At 65.2% G+C, this 14,252-nt stretch carries 16 protein-coding genes; 6 read left to right on the forward strand and 10 right to left on the reverse strand.

Annotated features, from left to right (window positions below):
• The first annotated feature begins 48 nt into the window (after positions 1-48).
• On the forward strand, positions 49-1,056 hold the full coding sequence (locus G6N47_RS14440; RefSeq protein WP_083134407.1) for a proline dehydrogenase family protein: 1,008 nt from the start codon (positions 49-51) through the stop codon (positions 1,054-1,056).
• A 9-nt stretch (positions 1,057-1,065) separates the two neighbouring features.
• Here G6N47_RS14440 and G6N47_RS14445 read toward each other — a convergent pair whose 3' ends face one another.
• The 4 genes from G6N47_RS14445 to G6N47_RS14460 are packed head-to-tail and all read right to left on the reverse strand — an operon-like array spanning position 1,066 to position 3,367.
• Positions 1,066-1,302, reverse strand: a complete 237-nt coding sequence (locus tag G6N47_RS14445) for a hypothetical protein (RefSeq protein WP_083134394.1) — start codon at positions 1,300-1,302, stop codon at positions 1,066-1,068.
• Positions 1,299-2,750: an MFS transporter gene (locus G6N47_RS14450; RefSeq protein ID WP_083134393.1), complete on the reverse strand. Its 1,452-nt coding sequence runs from the start codon at positions 2,748-2,750 to the stop codon at positions 1,299-1,301. The genes G6N47_RS14445 and G6N47_RS14450 overlap by 4 nt, the downstream gene beginning before the upstream one ends.
• A gap of 48 nt (positions 2,751-2,798) precedes the next feature.
• The gene (locus G6N47_RS14455; RefSeq protein WP_083134392.1) at positions 2,799-3,173 is read right to left on the reverse strand and encodes a type II toxin-antitoxin system VapC family toxin; all 375 of its coding nucleotides are present in this window, start codon (positions 3,171-3,173) and stop codon (positions 2,799-2,801) included.
• Positions 3,170-3,367 carry a type II toxin-antitoxin system VapB family antitoxin gene (locus G6N47_RS14460; RefSeq protein ID WP_083134391.1) on the reverse strand — a complete coding sequence of 66 codons (198 nt, stop codon included), beginning with the start codon at positions 3,365-3,367 and terminating at the stop codon, positions 3,170-3,172. Before G6N47_RS14460 ends, G6N47_RS14455 begins: the two co-directional genes overlap by 4 nt.
• A 124-nt stretch (positions 3,368-3,491) precedes the next feature.
• Here G6N47_RS14460 and G6N47_RS14465 point away from each other — a divergent pair, with 124 nt between their 5' ends.
• Entirely contained in the window at positions 3,492-4,325 is an 834-nt protein-coding gene (locus G6N47_RS14465; protein ID WP_083134390.1) for an esterase/lipase family protein, read from the forward strand.
• A gap of 119 nt (positions 4,326-4,444) precedes the next feature.
• Here the strand turns inward: G6N47_RS14465 and G6N47_RS14470 are convergent, their stop codons facing one another.
• Positions 4,445-5,044 (reverse strand): TetR/AcrR family transcriptional regulator, encoded by a 600-nt coding sequence (locus G6N47_RS14470; RefSeq protein WP_083134389.1) that lies wholly within the window; start codon positions 5,042-5,044, stop codon positions 4,445-4,447.
• A 44-nt stretch (positions 5,045-5,088) separates the two neighbouring features.
• On the opposite strand from G6N47_RS14470, the gene G6N47_RS14475 reads away from it, so the two are divergent.
• The 3 genes from G6N47_RS14475 (at position 5,089) to G6N47_RS14485 (ending at position 7,892) form a co-directional block, all read left to right on the forward strand.
• Complete coding sequence (locus G6N47_RS14475) at positions 5,089-5,919, forward strand: alpha/beta fold hydrolase (protein ID WP_083134388.1); 831 nt, start codon at positions 5,089-5,091, stop codon at positions 5,917-5,919.
• A gap of 176 nt (positions 5,920-6,095) precedes the next feature.
• Positions 6,096-7,508 (forward strand): WS/DGAT/MGAT family O-acyltransferase, encoded by a 1,413-nt coding sequence (locus G6N47_RS14480; RefSeq protein ID WP_083134387.1) that lies wholly within the window; start codon positions 6,096-6,098, stop codon positions 7,506-7,508.
• A 54-nt stretch (positions 7,509-7,562) separates the two neighbouring features.
• Positions 7,563-7,892, forward strand: a complete 330-nt coding sequence (locus tag G6N47_RS14485) for a cupin domain-containing protein (RefSeq protein ID WP_083134386.1) — start codon at positions 7,563-7,565, stop codon at positions 7,890-7,892.
• 15 nt (positions 7,893-7,907) lie between these two features.
• On the opposite strand, the gene G6N47_RS14490 is transcribed toward G6N47_RS14485, so the two are convergent.
• A complete protein-coding gene (locus G6N47_RS14490) occupies positions 7,908-8,783 on the reverse strand; it encodes a universal stress protein (protein ID WP_083134406.1) in 876 nt (291 codons plus the stop codon).
• 243 nt (positions 8,784-9,026) lie between these two features.
• Between G6N47_RS14490 and G6N47_RS14495 the strand changes: the two genes are divergently transcribed.
• The gene (locus G6N47_RS14495) at positions 9,027-10,019 is read left to right on the forward strand and encodes an Acg family FMN-binding oxidoreductase (RefSeq protein ID WP_083134385.1); all 993 of its coding nucleotides are present in this window, start codon (positions 9,027-9,029) and stop codon (positions 10,017-10,019) included.
• 3 nt (positions 10,020-10,022) lie between these two features.
• Here G6N47_RS14495 and G6N47_RS14500 read toward each other — a convergent pair whose 3' ends face one another.
• From G6N47_RS14500 to G6N47_RS14515, 4 genes are read right to left on the reverse strand one after another with little or no spacing between them, the layout of a single operon-like run.
• A complete protein-coding gene (locus tag G6N47_RS14500) occupies positions 10,023-11,708 on the reverse strand; it encodes a GAF domain-containing sensor histidine kinase (protein WP_083134384.1) in 1,686 nt (561 codons plus the stop codon).
• Positions 11,701-12,387: a hypoxia response regulator transcription factor DosR/DevR gene (dosR, locus tag G6N47_RS14505; protein ID WP_083134383.1), complete on the reverse strand. Its 687-nt coding sequence runs from the start codon at positions 12,385-12,387 to the stop codon at positions 11,701-11,703. The genes G6N47_RS14500 and dosR overlap by 8 nt, the downstream gene beginning before the upstream one ends.
• Positions 12,384-13,229, reverse strand: a complete 846-nt coding sequence (locus G6N47_RS14510) for a universal stress protein (RefSeq protein ID WP_083134382.1) — start codon at positions 13,227-13,229, stop codon at positions 12,384-12,386. Before G6N47_RS14510 ends, dosR begins: the two co-directional genes overlap by 4 nt.
• Before the next feature lie 11 nt (positions 13,230-13,240).
• Positions 13,241-14,221 carry an Acg family FMN-binding oxidoreductase gene (locus G6N47_RS14515; RefSeq protein ID WP_083134381.1) on the reverse strand — a complete coding sequence of 327 codons (981 nt, stop codon included), beginning with the start codon at positions 14,219-14,221 and terminating at the stop codon, positions 13,241-13,243.
• Positions 14,222-14,252 lie beyond the last annotated feature (31 nt).

Here is a 14,252-nt window from a genome sequence, read left to right on the forward strand (position 1 = left end):
GCGATCACAAGCGCGGCGAAGCCGGGCGCAGTGGGTCGCCCGCAAATGATGTCCGGGCGATCACAAGCGCGGCGAAGCCGGGCGCAGTGGGTCGCCCGCAAACCCCGCATTTTCGCCAGGACGGTGCGTCCGGCGGTCCTGGCGGCGAGCCGCTCGCACCGGTTGCGGCGCGCCGCGGAGCGGTTACCGGTAACCAGCAAGGTGGTGCACCGGTTCGTGCCGGGGGAGACGCTCGACTGTGTGCTGGACAGTGTTGCGGCGCTGCGGGATTCGGGACGCTTTGTCAGCGTCGACCACCTGGGTGAGGACGTCGCCGACGTCGACGCCGCCACCGCGAGCATGCAGGCCTACCTCGACCTGCTGGATGCGCTGGGCGGGCGGCCCGACGCGGTGCACGACGGGGCCCGTCCGCTGGAGGTGTCGGTCAAGCTTTCGGCGCTGGGCCAGGCGTTGGAACGCGACGGCGAGAAGATTGCGCGCGAGAATGTCCACACCATCTGTGCGCGCGCCCAGCGGGTCGGCGCCTGGGTGACCGTGGATGCCGAAGACCACACCACCACCGATTCCACCTTGTCCATCGTTTCCGATCTGCAGGACGAATTCCCTTGGCTGGGCGTGGTTTTGCAGGCCTATTTGCGACGCACGCTCGGCGACTGCCGCGACTTCGCCTCCGCTCGGGTGCGGTTGTGCAAAGGCGCCTACGACGAGCCGGCGTCGGTGGCCTACCGGGATGGCGCCGCCGTCACCGCCTCGTACTTGGACTGCCTTCGGGTGCTGATGGCGGGATCGGGATACCCGATGGTGGCCTCGCACGACCCGGTGATCGCCGACGCGGCGGCGGTGGCAGCCCGCGAAAGTGGCCGGGGGGCTGCCGATTTCGAATACCAGATGTTGTACGGCATTCGCGACGGCGAGCAGCGGCGGCTGGTTGGCGACGGCTACCAGGTGCGGGTGTATGTGCCGTTCGGTACCCAGTGGTACGGGTATTTCATGCGACGTCTGGCCGAGCGGCCGGCCAATCTGGGGTTCTTCCTGCGGGCGCTGAGGCAGCGCTGAGAACCGTTGTCAGGACCGACGCGCCTTGCGCCACAACCGAAGTGGCAGCAATCCGATCGGCGGCGCCCGGTTGCCCAACTCGCCGGTGCGGTCAAACGCCGCGGCATACCGGCGCGCCTCCTCGGCGGTGCGGTATGCCTTGCTGCCGGCGTGTCCGCATCCGCGCTCGCATTCCCAGTGCAGCGTGCGGCCTTCGGCGCGAAATCGCGGTCGATGCCCGACCAGCCGGCACACCCACGGCGTCATGCGGCATCCGCGGTAGTCAGCGGCATCGCGAGGTCCTCCAGTTTCTGGCCCTCGGCCTTGACGCCCAAGATCAGCTCGACCACGCCGCCGATCGCCATGACGGCCGCACCGATCAGAAATGACAGGGCGGCCTGATGCCGGTCCCCGGATTCGATCAGGTCGCCGAACAGCAGGGGGCCGGTGATTCCGCCGATCGCGGTGCCTACCGCATAGAAGAAGGCGATGGCCAACGCCCGGGTCTCCATCGGGAATATCTCGCTGACCGTCAGGTATGCCGCGCTGGCGCCGGAACCGGCCAAAAAGAAGCACAGCATGAGCACGGCGAGAAACGTCCAGACGCCGCCGAATTGGCTCACGAAGATGCCCGCCAGTACCACCGCCAGCGCGGCGGAGCCGAGGTAAGTCAGCGAGATCATCGGTTTTCGCCCGACCGAGTCGAACAGCGGCCCGAGTAGCACCGGCCCGGCGAAGTTGGACAGCGCCCACAGGATGAAAAACACTGGCACCATGCCGGAGGCCACCGAGTAGAACCCGCTCAACAGGGTGCCGAGGTTGAAGGTGACCCCGTTGTACATGAACGCTTGGCCGATGAACAGCGCAAGACCGAGGACCGCGCGGCCAGGATAGAGCGTGAAGGCCACCTTGGCGATCTCGGCGAGCGAGATGGTCTTGCGCTGCCGGATGGTCAGCGATCCCTCCGGTTCCGGCAGCGATTCCTGCATCTCGAGCTCGACCTCGTCCTCGATACCACGGACGATCTCCTCGGCCTCCTCTTCACGGCCGTGAATGAAAAGCCAGCGCGGGCTTTCGGGAACACTGCGGCGCACCACAAGCACCGCCAACCCGAAGACGGCGCCGATGCCGAACGAGATTCGCCACCCTATGCCGATCGGGAAAATGGACGTGTTCAAGAAAAGCAGCGCGCCGGCCGCGCCCAGCGCCGATCCCAGCCAGAATGAACCGTTGATCGCCAAGTCGACGCGGCCGCGGACCCGCGCGGGGATCAACTCGTCGATCGCCGAGTTGATCGCGGCGTATTCGCCGCCGATGCCGGCACCCGCGAAGAACCGCGCAGTGAAGAAGTACCAGGGTGCGAAGGAGAATGCCGTCGCCGCGGTGGCCGCCAGGTAGATCACCAGGGTGGTGACGAACAGCTTCTTACGACCGAAGCGGTCGGTGAGCTGACCGAAGAACAGCGCACCGCTGCAAGCACCGGCAATGTAAAACGCTGCGGCGACGCCGATTTGCGCGATGCTGATCTTGATGCCGCTGCCAGGCTCGGTGAGTCGGGCCGCGACGTTGCCCACCATGGTGACCTCGAGGCCGTCCAGAATCCAGACGCCGCCCAATCCGACAACCACCCGCCAGTGGAACCGCGACCAGGGCAGGCGATCCAGCCGGGCGGGGACCTGTGTGGTGATCGTGCCCGTCTGTACGCCTTCGCTCATTGCAGCCCTCCCGGTCGGTGTGCGGCACATACCCGAAACCATCGTGTTCTATCCGGACTCGGCGAGAGAAGGCACTCCGGTGTCGCGGCACACAGCGATCAGCCGCTTGTCGCGGGTCCACAGCCGCGCCCCGCCGACGAGCGACACCGACCCGAGGAGGTGAGCGTCCACCGCGCTCAGGCCACGCCCGAAGAGCCTGCGGCGGTCGACGAGCGTCATCACCTCGGCGTGCGTGAGAACGGGAAATCGATGCAAACTGCCGAGTAGTTCAATGACTATGGCGCGCTGTTTGATCGATCCAAGCGCCAATTCGTCGATCACGTATGGGTGACATCCGACTTCGTCTGCATTCAGGAGAGCGACCAATCGGGGGTCCGTGTGGTGGAGATGATCGATCCACACCGAGGTGTCGACGAGGATCACCCGGCGGAGCCCCGTCGCCGGGGCGCCGCAGCGGCCTCCTTCTCCGACCCTCCGAGAGCGGCCAGTCGACGGGCGCTTTCGACACGTATCAGGGTCGTCAACCCGTTGCGCAGCAGCACCGACTTCTCGGTGATTCCCGTCAGCTCGCTCGCGCGGGCCAAGAGTTCGTCGTCGATCGTCACCGTCGTCCTCATCGGGGCTCCTCGCATCTAAATCAGCATCATTTGATGCTACTAATGATGTCAGCTGCGAGCCGTCCTGCCAATACTCGCGGCGAACACCCGCGCATCGCGCCCGACTGATGGCAGGCTGGCAGTTATGTCGGAGCAGATCTTCGAACCCGCCGAGAGGCGACCAGGCGCCCCACCGTTGTCGCTGTCGCTGACCGATCCGGCGCGTGCGGCGGTCGAGTTCGGGCTGCTGCTCGGGTCGCTGCCGCTGCGGCGCGCCCTGCCGGTCGGCGACGGCCATCCGGTTCTGGTGCTGCCCGGCCTGCTGGCCGGCGACGGGTCGACGCTGGCGTTGCGCCGTATCCTGCGCGGCCTGGGATACCGGGTACACGGCTGGCGGCTGGGCCGCAACATCGGTCCGACGGCCCAGGCCGTCGCGGGCATGGGCGAGCGCCTGCACGACTTGCACACCCGATACGGCACGCCAGTCAGCGTGATCGGCTGGAGCCTCGGCGGCATCTACGCGCGGGCCATGGCGCGGCGCCGGCCGTCGTCGGTACGCCAGGTGATCACCCTCGGCAGCCCCTTCCGTCTCACCGACCAAAACCAAAGTCGTGCCAGCGCGGCGTTCAACCGCTTCTCTCATTTGCACGTCGAGCGGGCTGCCGCGCCGCTCGACCTGGAAACCGAGCCCCTGCCGGTCCCCGCGACGTCGATCTACTCCAGATACGACGGTGTGGTCGCCTGGCAGGCGTGTCTGGATCTGCGCTCGCCGCGCGCGGAAAACATCTCCGTGATCGGCAGCCACTTCGGCTACGGCCACAACCCCGCCGTGGTGTGGGCTGTCGCGGACCGACTGGCGCAGCCGCGCGGCGAGTGGGCCCCGTTCCGGCCACCGGCTGCCCTGCGGCCACTGTTCCCAAGGCCCGACTGGCCGGCCGAGCGGTCCGGGCCGGACGGTTCGCGGGTGAATTTTGCGTAGAACGCTCAACGGTTCGCGCTGAACCCCAGCCGGCACCTAACGGCAAGTTGTCAAGGCCTGTGGATCGGGTGTTTGGCCACCCGAAGCGGGCATGTTGACATGAGCCTTCGGGAACCGCGTCAGCCGTTGTAGCGCAGGCCTTCGAGCAGGCGGCGCACGGCTGCGCCGATGTCTTGGCGGGCGCGTAGCGGATTTTCCGCTCCGGCTATCGCCGCCACCGCCTGGTTGCTGAGCCCCATGAGGAGTAGCGCGAGGGGCGCCACGGGCTGGGGCGCGAGCACACCGTGTTCGAGGAGGAGAACCAGGCCGGCCTGAATGTTTGCGATGGTGTAGCGGGCGTTGCGCTCCTGCCACTTTCGCCATCCGAGTACGGCGGGGGCGTCCACAACGCGGATGCGCTGAAGCGGCTCATCGACGGCGGTGTCGAGGACCGCCTCCCATCCGGCCACGAACACCGACCATGGATCCTCGCCTCGCTCGATGGCCGCACTCGCCGCGGCACGGACCTGCGAACTGACCCTTTGCTCTGCGCGGTCGAAGACCTCTTCAAAAAGCGCCGATTTGTCGGCGAAGTGGTGGTAGAGCGAGCCACGGGTCACGCCGCTGCGGCGGACGATCTCCTCGGTACCGGTTTGGTGGTACCCGCGCTCACCGAACAACTCGGTCGCCACCGCGATGAGCCGTTCGCGCGCGTTCAGGGTTTCCTTGACTGCGGCCATACAGTCTGTATGGTATCAACATACTGCCTGTATGGAGGTGCGCCATGACGGCCCACGCCACCAATTCCGATCTGGTGTCCACCTGCCTTGGGCCGCTGCACATTGGGCGCTTCGGTGCGGGCCCACCGGCGGTGTTATGGCACAGCCTGTGGGTCGATTCGCGTAGCTGGGGTCCGCTGGTTGACGCGTTCGCCGCCCATCGTCAGGTGGTGACGATTGACGGACCCGGATATGGCCTCAGCAGTCCGATTCGCCGTGACTTCACTCTCGAGGACTGCGTGCAAGCTGCCTGCGAGGTGCTCGATGCACTCGGTGTCACCGAGCCGGTGGATTGGGTGGGCAATGCGTGGGGCGGGCATGTCGGGATCACGCTGGCGGCTACCCGGCCACACCGGTTGCGCAGCCTAGTGACGATCGCCGCACCGGTCACTCCGGTCGGTCGGACCCAACGCTGGACGCAAACGTATCCACTCGCGTTGCTTTACCGACTACTGGGCCCGAACCGCTTGCTCACCAAGGTGCTGTTCGACGTGCTACTCGGTTCCGATGCGATTGCGGCACAGCCTGATCGGGCTGCGGAGATGATGGCTGCCTTCCGGGCGGCCGACCGCGAATCGATATGGCGCACCATCCGATTCATGCACAGTTGGCGCCCGCTCACCGACAAGCTCCGAGCCGTCACCGTTCCGACCGTGCTGATCACCGGCGACCTCGGCGGCCAGCACTGGCGACCAGCTGACGCCCAGGCCGCTGCCGCGACGATGCCGACCGCGCGAGCAGTGGCCGTCACCGGCTCGGGACACGTCGGCCCGCTGCTGGTCGACGTCGACCAAATCGCCAGTACTGTCATCGATTTCTGGAATTCGATCCCATAGCGCCCGGGATAACTGTCCGGTCCCGACTGGCTCTTGCCTCCAGCGAGAGCTTCTGATCGTTACTCGCGGGGGCAACACGGTAAGTCAACGCACAATCGGGACCTTTGGCCCTGCTGGCATGGTCGATCCGTCAGATGCTGGTACTAGCAGTTACGCATAACCCGGGAGGTCGAGCCGTGGACCACTTGACAACTTTGGACGCGGGATTTCTCCACGCCGAAGATTCAGACCAGCGCGCGAATTTGGCGATTGGTGGGCTTGCGGTTATCGAGGGGCCGATGCCAGATCACGATTCCCTGATGTCGACCCTGGCCCAACGGATCGGTACCTGCCCGAGATTCGCTCAGCGGATCCGATTGCGCCCGTTCGACCTTGGCGCACCGCAATGGGTGGACGATCCCCGTTTCGACATCGCCCACCACGTACGACGTATCGCGCTGCCACATCCGGGCACCGATCGAGAGTTGTTCCGCGCCATTGCCGATGTGATGTCATGGCGGCTGGACCGAAGTCGCCCGCTCTGGGAGATCTGGGTCATCGAGGGGTTGGCCGATGGCCGTTGGGCCATGCTGATGAAAGTCCACCACTGCATCGCAGACGGTATAGCGACCGCCCACATGCTTGCCGGACTGTCCGACGGCGGTATTCGTCACAGCTTCACGGGTCAGATTCGCGCCGCCAAAGAGGGCCAGACACAGCGACTTTCGCCGCCCAAGGCCGGCATTAATCCGATCGCGTTGATGAGCGAGGTGTGGAGCACATCCACCTCTGTCGCGGCGAACGTCCTAAGGAGCGCCCGCGGCGCCGCGGAACTCGCCACAGGACTGATGCGCCCGTCTGCCGGCCCATCTCTGAACGGCCCGATCACCAGCCTGCGCCGCTACAGCGCGGCGCGCGTCTCGCTCAGCGACGTCAAGGAGATCTGCGAAGCGTTCGACGTCACCGTCAACGATGTCGCTTTGGCCGCACTGACGGAGAGTTACCGCGCCTTGCTGACCCGCCGCGGTGAACAGCCGCTGCCGGATTCGCTGCGCACGCTGGTGCCGGTGTCGGTGCGCTCCGCCGCGGCCCTCGGCAAGGCCGACAACCGGGTTTCGGTGATGCTGCCGTATCTGCCGGTCGAGGAGAAGAGCCCGATTCGGCGGTTGAGAATGGTCCATTCCCGGCTGTCCAAGGCGAAGGCCACCGGACAACGCCAAGCTGGAAATGCGTTCGTATCGATGGCCAACGCCATTCCATTCGCTCTGACGGCGCCTGTGGTGCGGTTGTTGACCCGGTTGCCCCAGCGGGCCGTCGCCACGTTGGCCACGAATGTCCCAGGCCCGTCTGAACCGCTAAAGATCATGGGACGCACGGCGATAGCGGTGATGCCGGTTCCGCCGATCGCCATGCGCCTGCGGAGCGGCGTCGCGATCCTCAGCTATGCCGACGGCCTGTTCTTCGGCATTCTTGCCGACTTCGACGCCATGCCCGACGTCGACGAACTGGCCCGGGGTATGGAAGTCGCGGTAGCCCGCCTGGTAGCAAGTAGCAAACGGCGCAAGCGAGTACGCGAGGATCACGGGCTGACGCTGGTGGTGAGCGCCTGAGTACCAAATCATCCGCGGTTGACTCAGGTGGCCGGTTCGAATGAAATAGTGCGTGTGCAGCGGATTTCATTGGAGGCTTTGGCCCGACAACAGCTGGAATTGGCGGCATCTCATGGCGGTCGAGCCGCCGACACCGTCGTCGGAGGCCATGAACGCGTGCTGCGCCAGACCGTTATCGCTTTGCTTGCGGGGACGACGCTGTCGGAACACGCAAATCCTGGAGAAGCCACCGTTTATGTTTTGCGCGGTCGTGTCCGACTGGCCGCCGGCACTAATTCATGGGACGGCCGCACAGGCGATCTGCTCAAGGTGCCCGATGCCTCACACAGTTTGGAGGCAGTGGAAGATTCCGCAGTGTTGTTGACCGTCGCGAAACTACCTTAATTGTCTTGTGGCGAGCTATGACTGGCGCGCCACGATCACCGGTATGCGCGCCGAGTGCACCACCGCGGCACTGACGGAGCCGAGCAGCATGCCAGCGAAGCCACCGCGGCCGTGACTGCCGACCACTACCAGCTGCGCGATCGCTGACTGTTCGATGAGCTGGCGCGCCGGCCGATCGCACACCACCATGCGACCCACTTTGACGTCGGGGTAGCGCTCCTGCCAGCCCGCCAACCGCTCGGCCAGACTCAGCTCTTCCTGTTGTTTGACGATCTCCCAATCCAGGCCTGGCAGCTCGAAGATTTCCCGGTCGCTCCAGGCGTGCAGAGCCAGCAGCTCGACACGTCGCCGGGAAGCCTCGTCGAAGGCGATCGCCGTCGCCAATTCCGAGGCCGGCGACCCATCGATACCGACCAGCACCGGCGCGTCACTCAGTGGCGGGTTTTCGTCGTGCACCACCGCGACCGGGCAATGGGCGTGATAAACCAATCCGGAGCTGACTGACCCCAGCAGGAAGCTGGTCGGCCCGCCGCCTCGCCGGCAGCCGACCACGATCATTTCGGCCTCTTTGGAAAAGTCGACGAGCGTCAGGACCGCCGCAGCGAACAGCATGTAGCTGTGGACCTCTGGTCGCCCGGCCGCCGCAGCATTTTCCCTGGCGATGTCGACGGCGTCGTCGAGGAACGCCCGCCCTCGCTTTGCCAGCCACTCCTCAAAATTCGGCACCGGAGCATGCGGCCACGTCGACAGGGCCGCATCTACCGCGTGAACCAGTGTCAACGGCACATCGCGCATCGCAGCCTCGTGCACCGCCCAGCGGACAGCCGCCTGCGAGGCGACCGAGCCGTCAACCCCGACGACTATTCCCGGATGCTTGATTGAAGCCGGCATCATTTGGTCCCTTCGGTCGTCGGCAAGCGGAAGCATGCACTACCGACGGTAGGGCGATAACCGGCGTGGGTCAGGGGCCTTTTGTCACTCACCTGGATGGCCCTAATGCTCGTCGGTGATGGCTATGCGCCGTCGATTCGCCCGATTTCCCAAGTCCTTTCAACCTGGGGTCTTCCGTCCCTAGTCCGAGCGCTCTGGCCGCGACAGGGTGGAGGAGAGCCGACCGAATAAGAGGTATCAGAAATGAGCGCAACGTTCCCGGATGCCGAGACCATCCGGACCGCCCTTACGTTGGCGACGCAGGCGCCGTCGGTGCACAACACCCAGCCGTGGTTGTGGCGTGTAGGCGACAAGAGCATCCACCTCTACTCCAACAAGGACTTACAACTACACAGCACCGATCCGGACGGTCGCGACCTGATGATCAGCTGCGGGATATCGTTGAACCACTGTGTTGTTGCCTTCGCGGCGCTGGGTTGGCTGGCCAAAGTACACAGGTTCCCCAATCCCGCTGACAACAACCATCTCGCGGCTATTGAGCTCATGCGGTGTCCCGCGACTGACACCGATATCGCGCTGGCAGCGGCGATTCCGCGCCGGCGTACCGACCGGCGGCGCTACAGTTCACAACCGGTACCCGCAGTAGACATCACATTGATGGGTTCGCGTGCTGCACGCTTAGGTGTGATGCTGCGCAAAGTGGAAGCACTCGGTCATCTGAGCGCTCTCGTAGCGCAGGCCGCTCTGCGGCATGCCGAAAGCGCGGACTACCTCTACGAATTGACGACGTGGAGCGGAAGATACGCCTCTCAGGCCGGCGTACCGGCCCGCAACGCCCCCCAGCGAGACCCGGAAGCGGCTATCCCGAGACGCGCGTTTGCGGGTCCCGCACTACACGAGTCAATGGGGACCGCACCTACCGTAGACAACGCGGTCGTTATGGCGCTTGGCACCCGTGACGACGACGCCCTGGCGCGGCTGCGCGCCGGAGAGGCTACGAGCCTCGTCCTGCTGACGGCCACATCGTTGGGGCTGGCAAGTTGCCCTATTACTGAACCGTTGGAAATCCCCGAAATTCGCGAGGAAGTGCGCACCGACGTCTTCGGGACCAGTGGATTCCCGCAGATGCTGCTGAGGGTGGGTTGGCCACCCGCTGGCACCGATCCGTTACCGGCGACGCCGCGTCGGCCGCTAGGAGATGTCGTCACTCGACTGGACGGCACGCCGTTCGAGTAGCGGCTAGGGCAGCGGCACCGACCAATGCAGAGCGGTGCCGCCGTCGGGTGCGTTGGTGATCGTGAACTCGCCACCGGCCTCCTCGGCGCGACGCCGCAGGTTGGCCAAACCGCTTTCGGTGACCGGCCCAGCGATGCCGCAGCCGTTGTCTACGACGTCGATACCCAACTCGTCTTCTACCCTGACGTCGATGGTCACCTCTGTCGCATTGGCGTGCCGCACCGCGTTGCTGACGGCTTCGCGTACCACGGCTTCGGCGTGATCGGCTAAGTCGGAATCGACGACCGACAGCGGTCCGACGAACTGAACCGTGGTGCGTACCCCCGAATCGGCGAATTGGGCGATCGCCGCGTCGAGGCGCTGGCGCAAATGGCCGGTACCGGCCGGGCCGCCGTGCAGGTCGAAGATTGCTACGCGGATCTCTTGAATGACGGCCTGCAAGTCGTCGACAGCATTCGAAAGTCGCTGCCGGACTTCGGGATAGCGTGCGCGGGGGATGGTGCCCTGCAATGCCAGTCCTACTGCGAACAGGCGCTGGATGACATGGTCGTGCAGGTCACGCGCGATGCGGTCACGATCAGTCAGGACATCGAGTTCGCGCATGCGGCGCTGCGTGGTGGCCAGTTGCCACGCCAGCGCGGCCTGGTCGGCGAACGCTGCCATCATTGCCAGCTGTTCGTCGTCGAAGGGGGCCGCACCGCTCTGCCGAAGCACTACCACCACCCCGGCGATGGTGTCGGCAGCGCGGAGCGGCAGCAACAGAGCGGGTCCACCGTCTACGCCGTCGAAGTCGATGTGTTCAACCCGTTGCGGTTCGCGCTTGGCGAAGGCACCGCCAACTGGTGTATCCGCCACCGCAATCGTCTGTCCAGCAACGGATGTCGGCGCTTCGCCCACCGTTTCGGCCACCAGAAGCTCGGTTACGTCGTCGGTTGCGGTCTGGTCATCGGCGGGGATGGCGACCAATGCCGCGGTGGCGCCAGTCAGCTTGAGCGCCTCGTCGGCGACACGTCGAAAGACCGTCGCTGGTTCGGCGCCGGAGAGCAATTCTGTCGCAATGTCGCGAGTCGACTCAATCCATGCTTGACGCGCCCTGGCCTGTTGGTACAGCCGGGCGTTCGCGATTGCGATCCCCGCCGCCGCCGCCAGCGCCTGCACCAGCACCTCGTCGTCCTCGCTGAACAGCTGCCGGTTGGCCTTCTCCGCCAAATACAAGTTGCCGACGACGTCGTCCCCGACCCCGATCGGCACCCCGAGAAAGGTGCGCATCGGTGGATGGTGCGGCGGAAAACCCACCGACACTGGATGATCGGCGATGTTCGCCAGGCGTAACGGTTTAGGGTCATCGATAAGCAGGCCAACCACACCGCGGCCCTCGGGGAGATGACCGATGCGACGGACCGTCTCTTCGTCTATCCCCTCGTAGACAAACTGCACCACTCGCTTGTCCTGGTCGTGTACCTCAAGTGCCCCATACCGGGCGTCGACGAGTTTGATGGCCGACTGCACGATCGACCGCAGGGTCGTGTCGATATCGAGGCCGGAGGTGACCACCAACATCGCTTCGACCAACCCGTCGAGGCGGTCGCGGCTTTCCACGATCTGCTCGATACGGTCTTGCACTTCGACGAGAAGTTCTCGCAGCCGCAGCTGGGAAAGCGTGTCACGAAGAGGGGAAGTGCTATCCATCGACGTGGCGCGGGCGGTCGAGCTTGGATGCGAACACCGCCGCCTGGGTGCGCCGTTGCATGCCGAGCTTCGCCAGCAAACGGGAGACGTAGTTCTTCACGGTCTTCTCGGCGAGGAACATCCGGTCGGCGATCTGTTTGTTGGTCAACCCTTCGGCCAACAGATCGAGCAGCACGCGTTCCTGCTGTGTGAGCCCGGACAGTGGGTCGGGCCGCTCGGCTTCGCCGCGAAGTTTGGCCATCAGCGCCGCCGCTGCGCGGTTGTCAAGCAGCGAGTGTCCCGCACCGACCTCTTTGACGGCGTGCGCCAATTCCATGCCTTTGATGTCTTTGACGACGAATCCGCTGGCGCCGGCCAGAATGGCGTCCAGCATCGCCTCGTCCGAGCTGAATGAGGTCAGCATCAGGCAGCGCAGCTCCGGCATTCGAGACAGCAGGTCGCGGCACAGTTCGATGCCGTTGCCGTCGGGCAAGCGCACATCTAGCACGGCAACGTCGGGCTGCAGCGCCGGCACTCGTGCCAGGGCTTCGCGCACTGAACCGGCTTCACCGACGACCTCCAGTTCGGGGTCGGCGCTCAGCAGGTCGATCAGGCCGCGTCGGACCACTTCGTGGTCGTCGACCAGGAAAACCTTGACCGGGGCGGCGGTGGTGGGCACATCGGATTCGCCAAGGTTCATAACCACCACTTTCGGTCGCAAACCATCACGGTGCAACCCGCGGCATCCAGGGCGGCCCGGCCGGAGGGCGCCAAGAGGACATCGAGTGGACCGGGCCGCAAGGGGTCCACCACGACTAGCTGGACTGGCGTTGCGGCGCGCTGCAGATGCTCGAGGTAATTGAGCAAGCCGTCATGCTCGGGCACCAGCTGGATGTCGAGATCGGGAAGGTTTCTCCGCCAGTGGGTGAAACGGTGTTCAAGTTGTACGCCGTCCCGGCTCCGCCCGGGTACCGCGGCGGCGTGCGGCATCCTGAAAACGCGCACCGGCGCGGCGCGAAGGCGCGCTTCGGCGACACTGTGCTCGAGCACCGTGTTGTCGGCCGGTGATCCGTCCACGACTGCGAGGATCAAACCTGCGTCGTGCCGTTTCAAGCCGGCGGTTGCCGGCACGATTGCCATTGGGCAATGCGCCGAAGCCGCAACCGCAGCCGCCGTCGAGCCGAGGCGGCCCTGCGTGGCGTGTACAAAACCTGCCGAGCCGACGCAGAGCAGGGCTGCCGAGCGGGATGCCTCGACCAGCGCGGTGACCGGGTAGCGATGCACGATGTCGGCCTCCAGCTTGACCGGCTTGCCCGTCGACTCGACCCTGGCCAGCACCTCCTGGACCGCATTCTCGGCGGACGCGGCTTCAGTAGCCTTGTCGTCCGGATCGTTGCTGACGGACTCGATCGCATACAACAGCTGCAGTGGAACGTCGCGATCGATCGCCTCATCGACGGCCCACATCGCCGCTTGTATGGCTGAGCGTGAACCGTCGACGCCGACGACAACAGATGGGGATGGGGAGTATGGGTCACGCATTGCGGGTCCTTTCAGCTCTGCACACGGAAGACGTCTTCGAGCGGTCGCCGCGGTGTGGGCGGCGGTATTTCTGCCATGGCCGGTGCCACGCCCACCCGTATCAGGGCTTGTGGGACGGTGTCGTGCTCCATGCACGACTTGACCATGTCGCGGGTGACATGGACTTCGGTGATATGGGTCACCGTGCAGGTGGCCAAACCGGCCATGGTGCATTCCAGCAGAACCGCCGACAACGTTTCGCCGGTTGCCAATGCGTCGGCCGGGGTGTCGGCATCGGTGGACAGCAACAGAATCGCCGCGTGGTCTTCGGGGACTTCGGTGCGCCTTTCGCCGTTGTGAGTGAACGGGAACACTCGCGCCACGTCGACCCGGTCGCTTTCGGCGGCGGACACCAGCGCACTGTACGGAATACCCTCTGATGCTTCGAATGGCGCTGTCCACCAGCCTAATTCGGCGTGATATGTCGAATCGTATAGTCGCAGCGACTCGGCGAGCTGGGATGCGTCGGCCAGGCAGCGGTGCAGGTCGTCGGGCATCACATGCAGATAGACGGCGTCACCGTCGACAGCGTTGCGCAGCACGGGCTCAAACGATGCCCAGTTTGTTGGAGCGGTGAACGGCAGCCGATCGGTGCGTCGCAGCAGGATCGCGTCGGCGCGGCGACGATGGCCCTCGGTCACGTAGTCCATCGGGGTGAAGGAAATAGTCGCCAAGTGGTTCGGGTCGTTGGGATTCGGGAACCGGTCGACATGAGATCGCCACCCGACGGCGGCCATCGCCACCCGAAGGTGGTCGAGCGCGGCGCCGCAACTGATCAGCGCTTGCCGGCGTGACCGGTCGTAGTTCACAACCCGGTTAGGCTCGAGGAACAGCCGCAGTCCAGCGCCGTCGAAAACCCATTGCCAGGGCTGGGTGTTGTGCAGTGACGGGGCGCGGCATGCTAAGTGCACCGCATCCTTGACGACGTCGGTTTCTACCATCGCGGCAGGCATCTGGACCTCCGATTTCTACCTGCCCTAAGCG

Origin of the sequence: Mycobacterium branderi, assembly GCF_010728725.1 — a bacterium.
Taxonomy (GTDB): Bacteria; Actinomycetota; Actinomycetes; order Mycobacteriales; family Mycobacteriaceae; genus Mycobacterium; species Mycobacterium branderi.

Coding starts and splice junctions, on each gene's coding strand:
- G6N47_RS14490 (WP_083134406.1), bottom strand. CDS start 8,783: ATGCCGGCTTCAATCAAGCATCCGGGAATAGTCGTCGGGGTTGACGGC.
- G6N47_RS14445 (WP_083134394.1), bottom strand. CDS start 1,302: ATGACGCCGTGGGTGTGCCGGCTGGTCGGGCATCGACCGCGATTTCGC.
- dosR (WP_083134383.1), bottom strand. CDS start 12,387: ATGAACCTTGGCGAATCCGATGTGCCCACCACCGCCGCCCCGGTCAAG.
- G6N47_RS14470 (WP_083134389.1), bottom strand. CDS start 5,044: ATGGCCGCAGTCAAGGAAACCCTGAACGCGCGCGAACGGCTCATCGCG.
- G6N47_RS14510 (WP_083134382.1), bottom strand. CDS start 13,229: ATGCGTGACCCATACTCCCCATCCCCATCTGTTGTCGTCGGCGTCGAC.
- G6N47_RS14460 (WP_083134391.1), bottom strand. CDS start 3,367: ATGAGGACGACGGTGACGATCGACGACGAACTCTTGGCCCGCGCGAGC.
- G6N47_RS14495 (WP_083134385.1), top strand. CDS start 9,027: ATGAGCGCAACGTTCCCGGATGCCGAGACCATCCGGACCGCCCTTACG.
- G6N47_RS14475 (WP_083134388.1), top strand. CDS start 5,089: ATGACGGCCCACGCCACCAATTCCGATCTGGTGTCCACCTGCCTTGGG.
- G6N47_RS14515 (WP_083134381.1), bottom strand. CDS start 14,221: ATGCCTGCCGCGATGGTAGAAACCGACGTCGTCAAGGATGCGGTGCAC.
- G6N47_RS14450 (WP_083134393.1), bottom strand. CDS start 2,750: ATGAGCGAAGGCGTACAGACGGGCACGATCACCACACAGGTCCCCGCC.
- G6N47_RS14465 (WP_083134390.1), top strand. CDS start 3,492: ATGTCGGAGCAGATCTTCGAACCCGCCGAGAGGCGACCAGGCGCCCCA.
- G6N47_RS14500 (WP_083134384.1), bottom strand. CDS start 11,708: ATGGATAGCACTTCCCCTCTTCGTGACACGCTTTCCCAGCTGCGGCTG.
- G6N47_RS14440 (WP_083134407.1), top strand. CDS start 49: ATGTCCGGGCGATCACAAGCGCGGCGAAGCCGGGCGCAGTGGGTCGCC.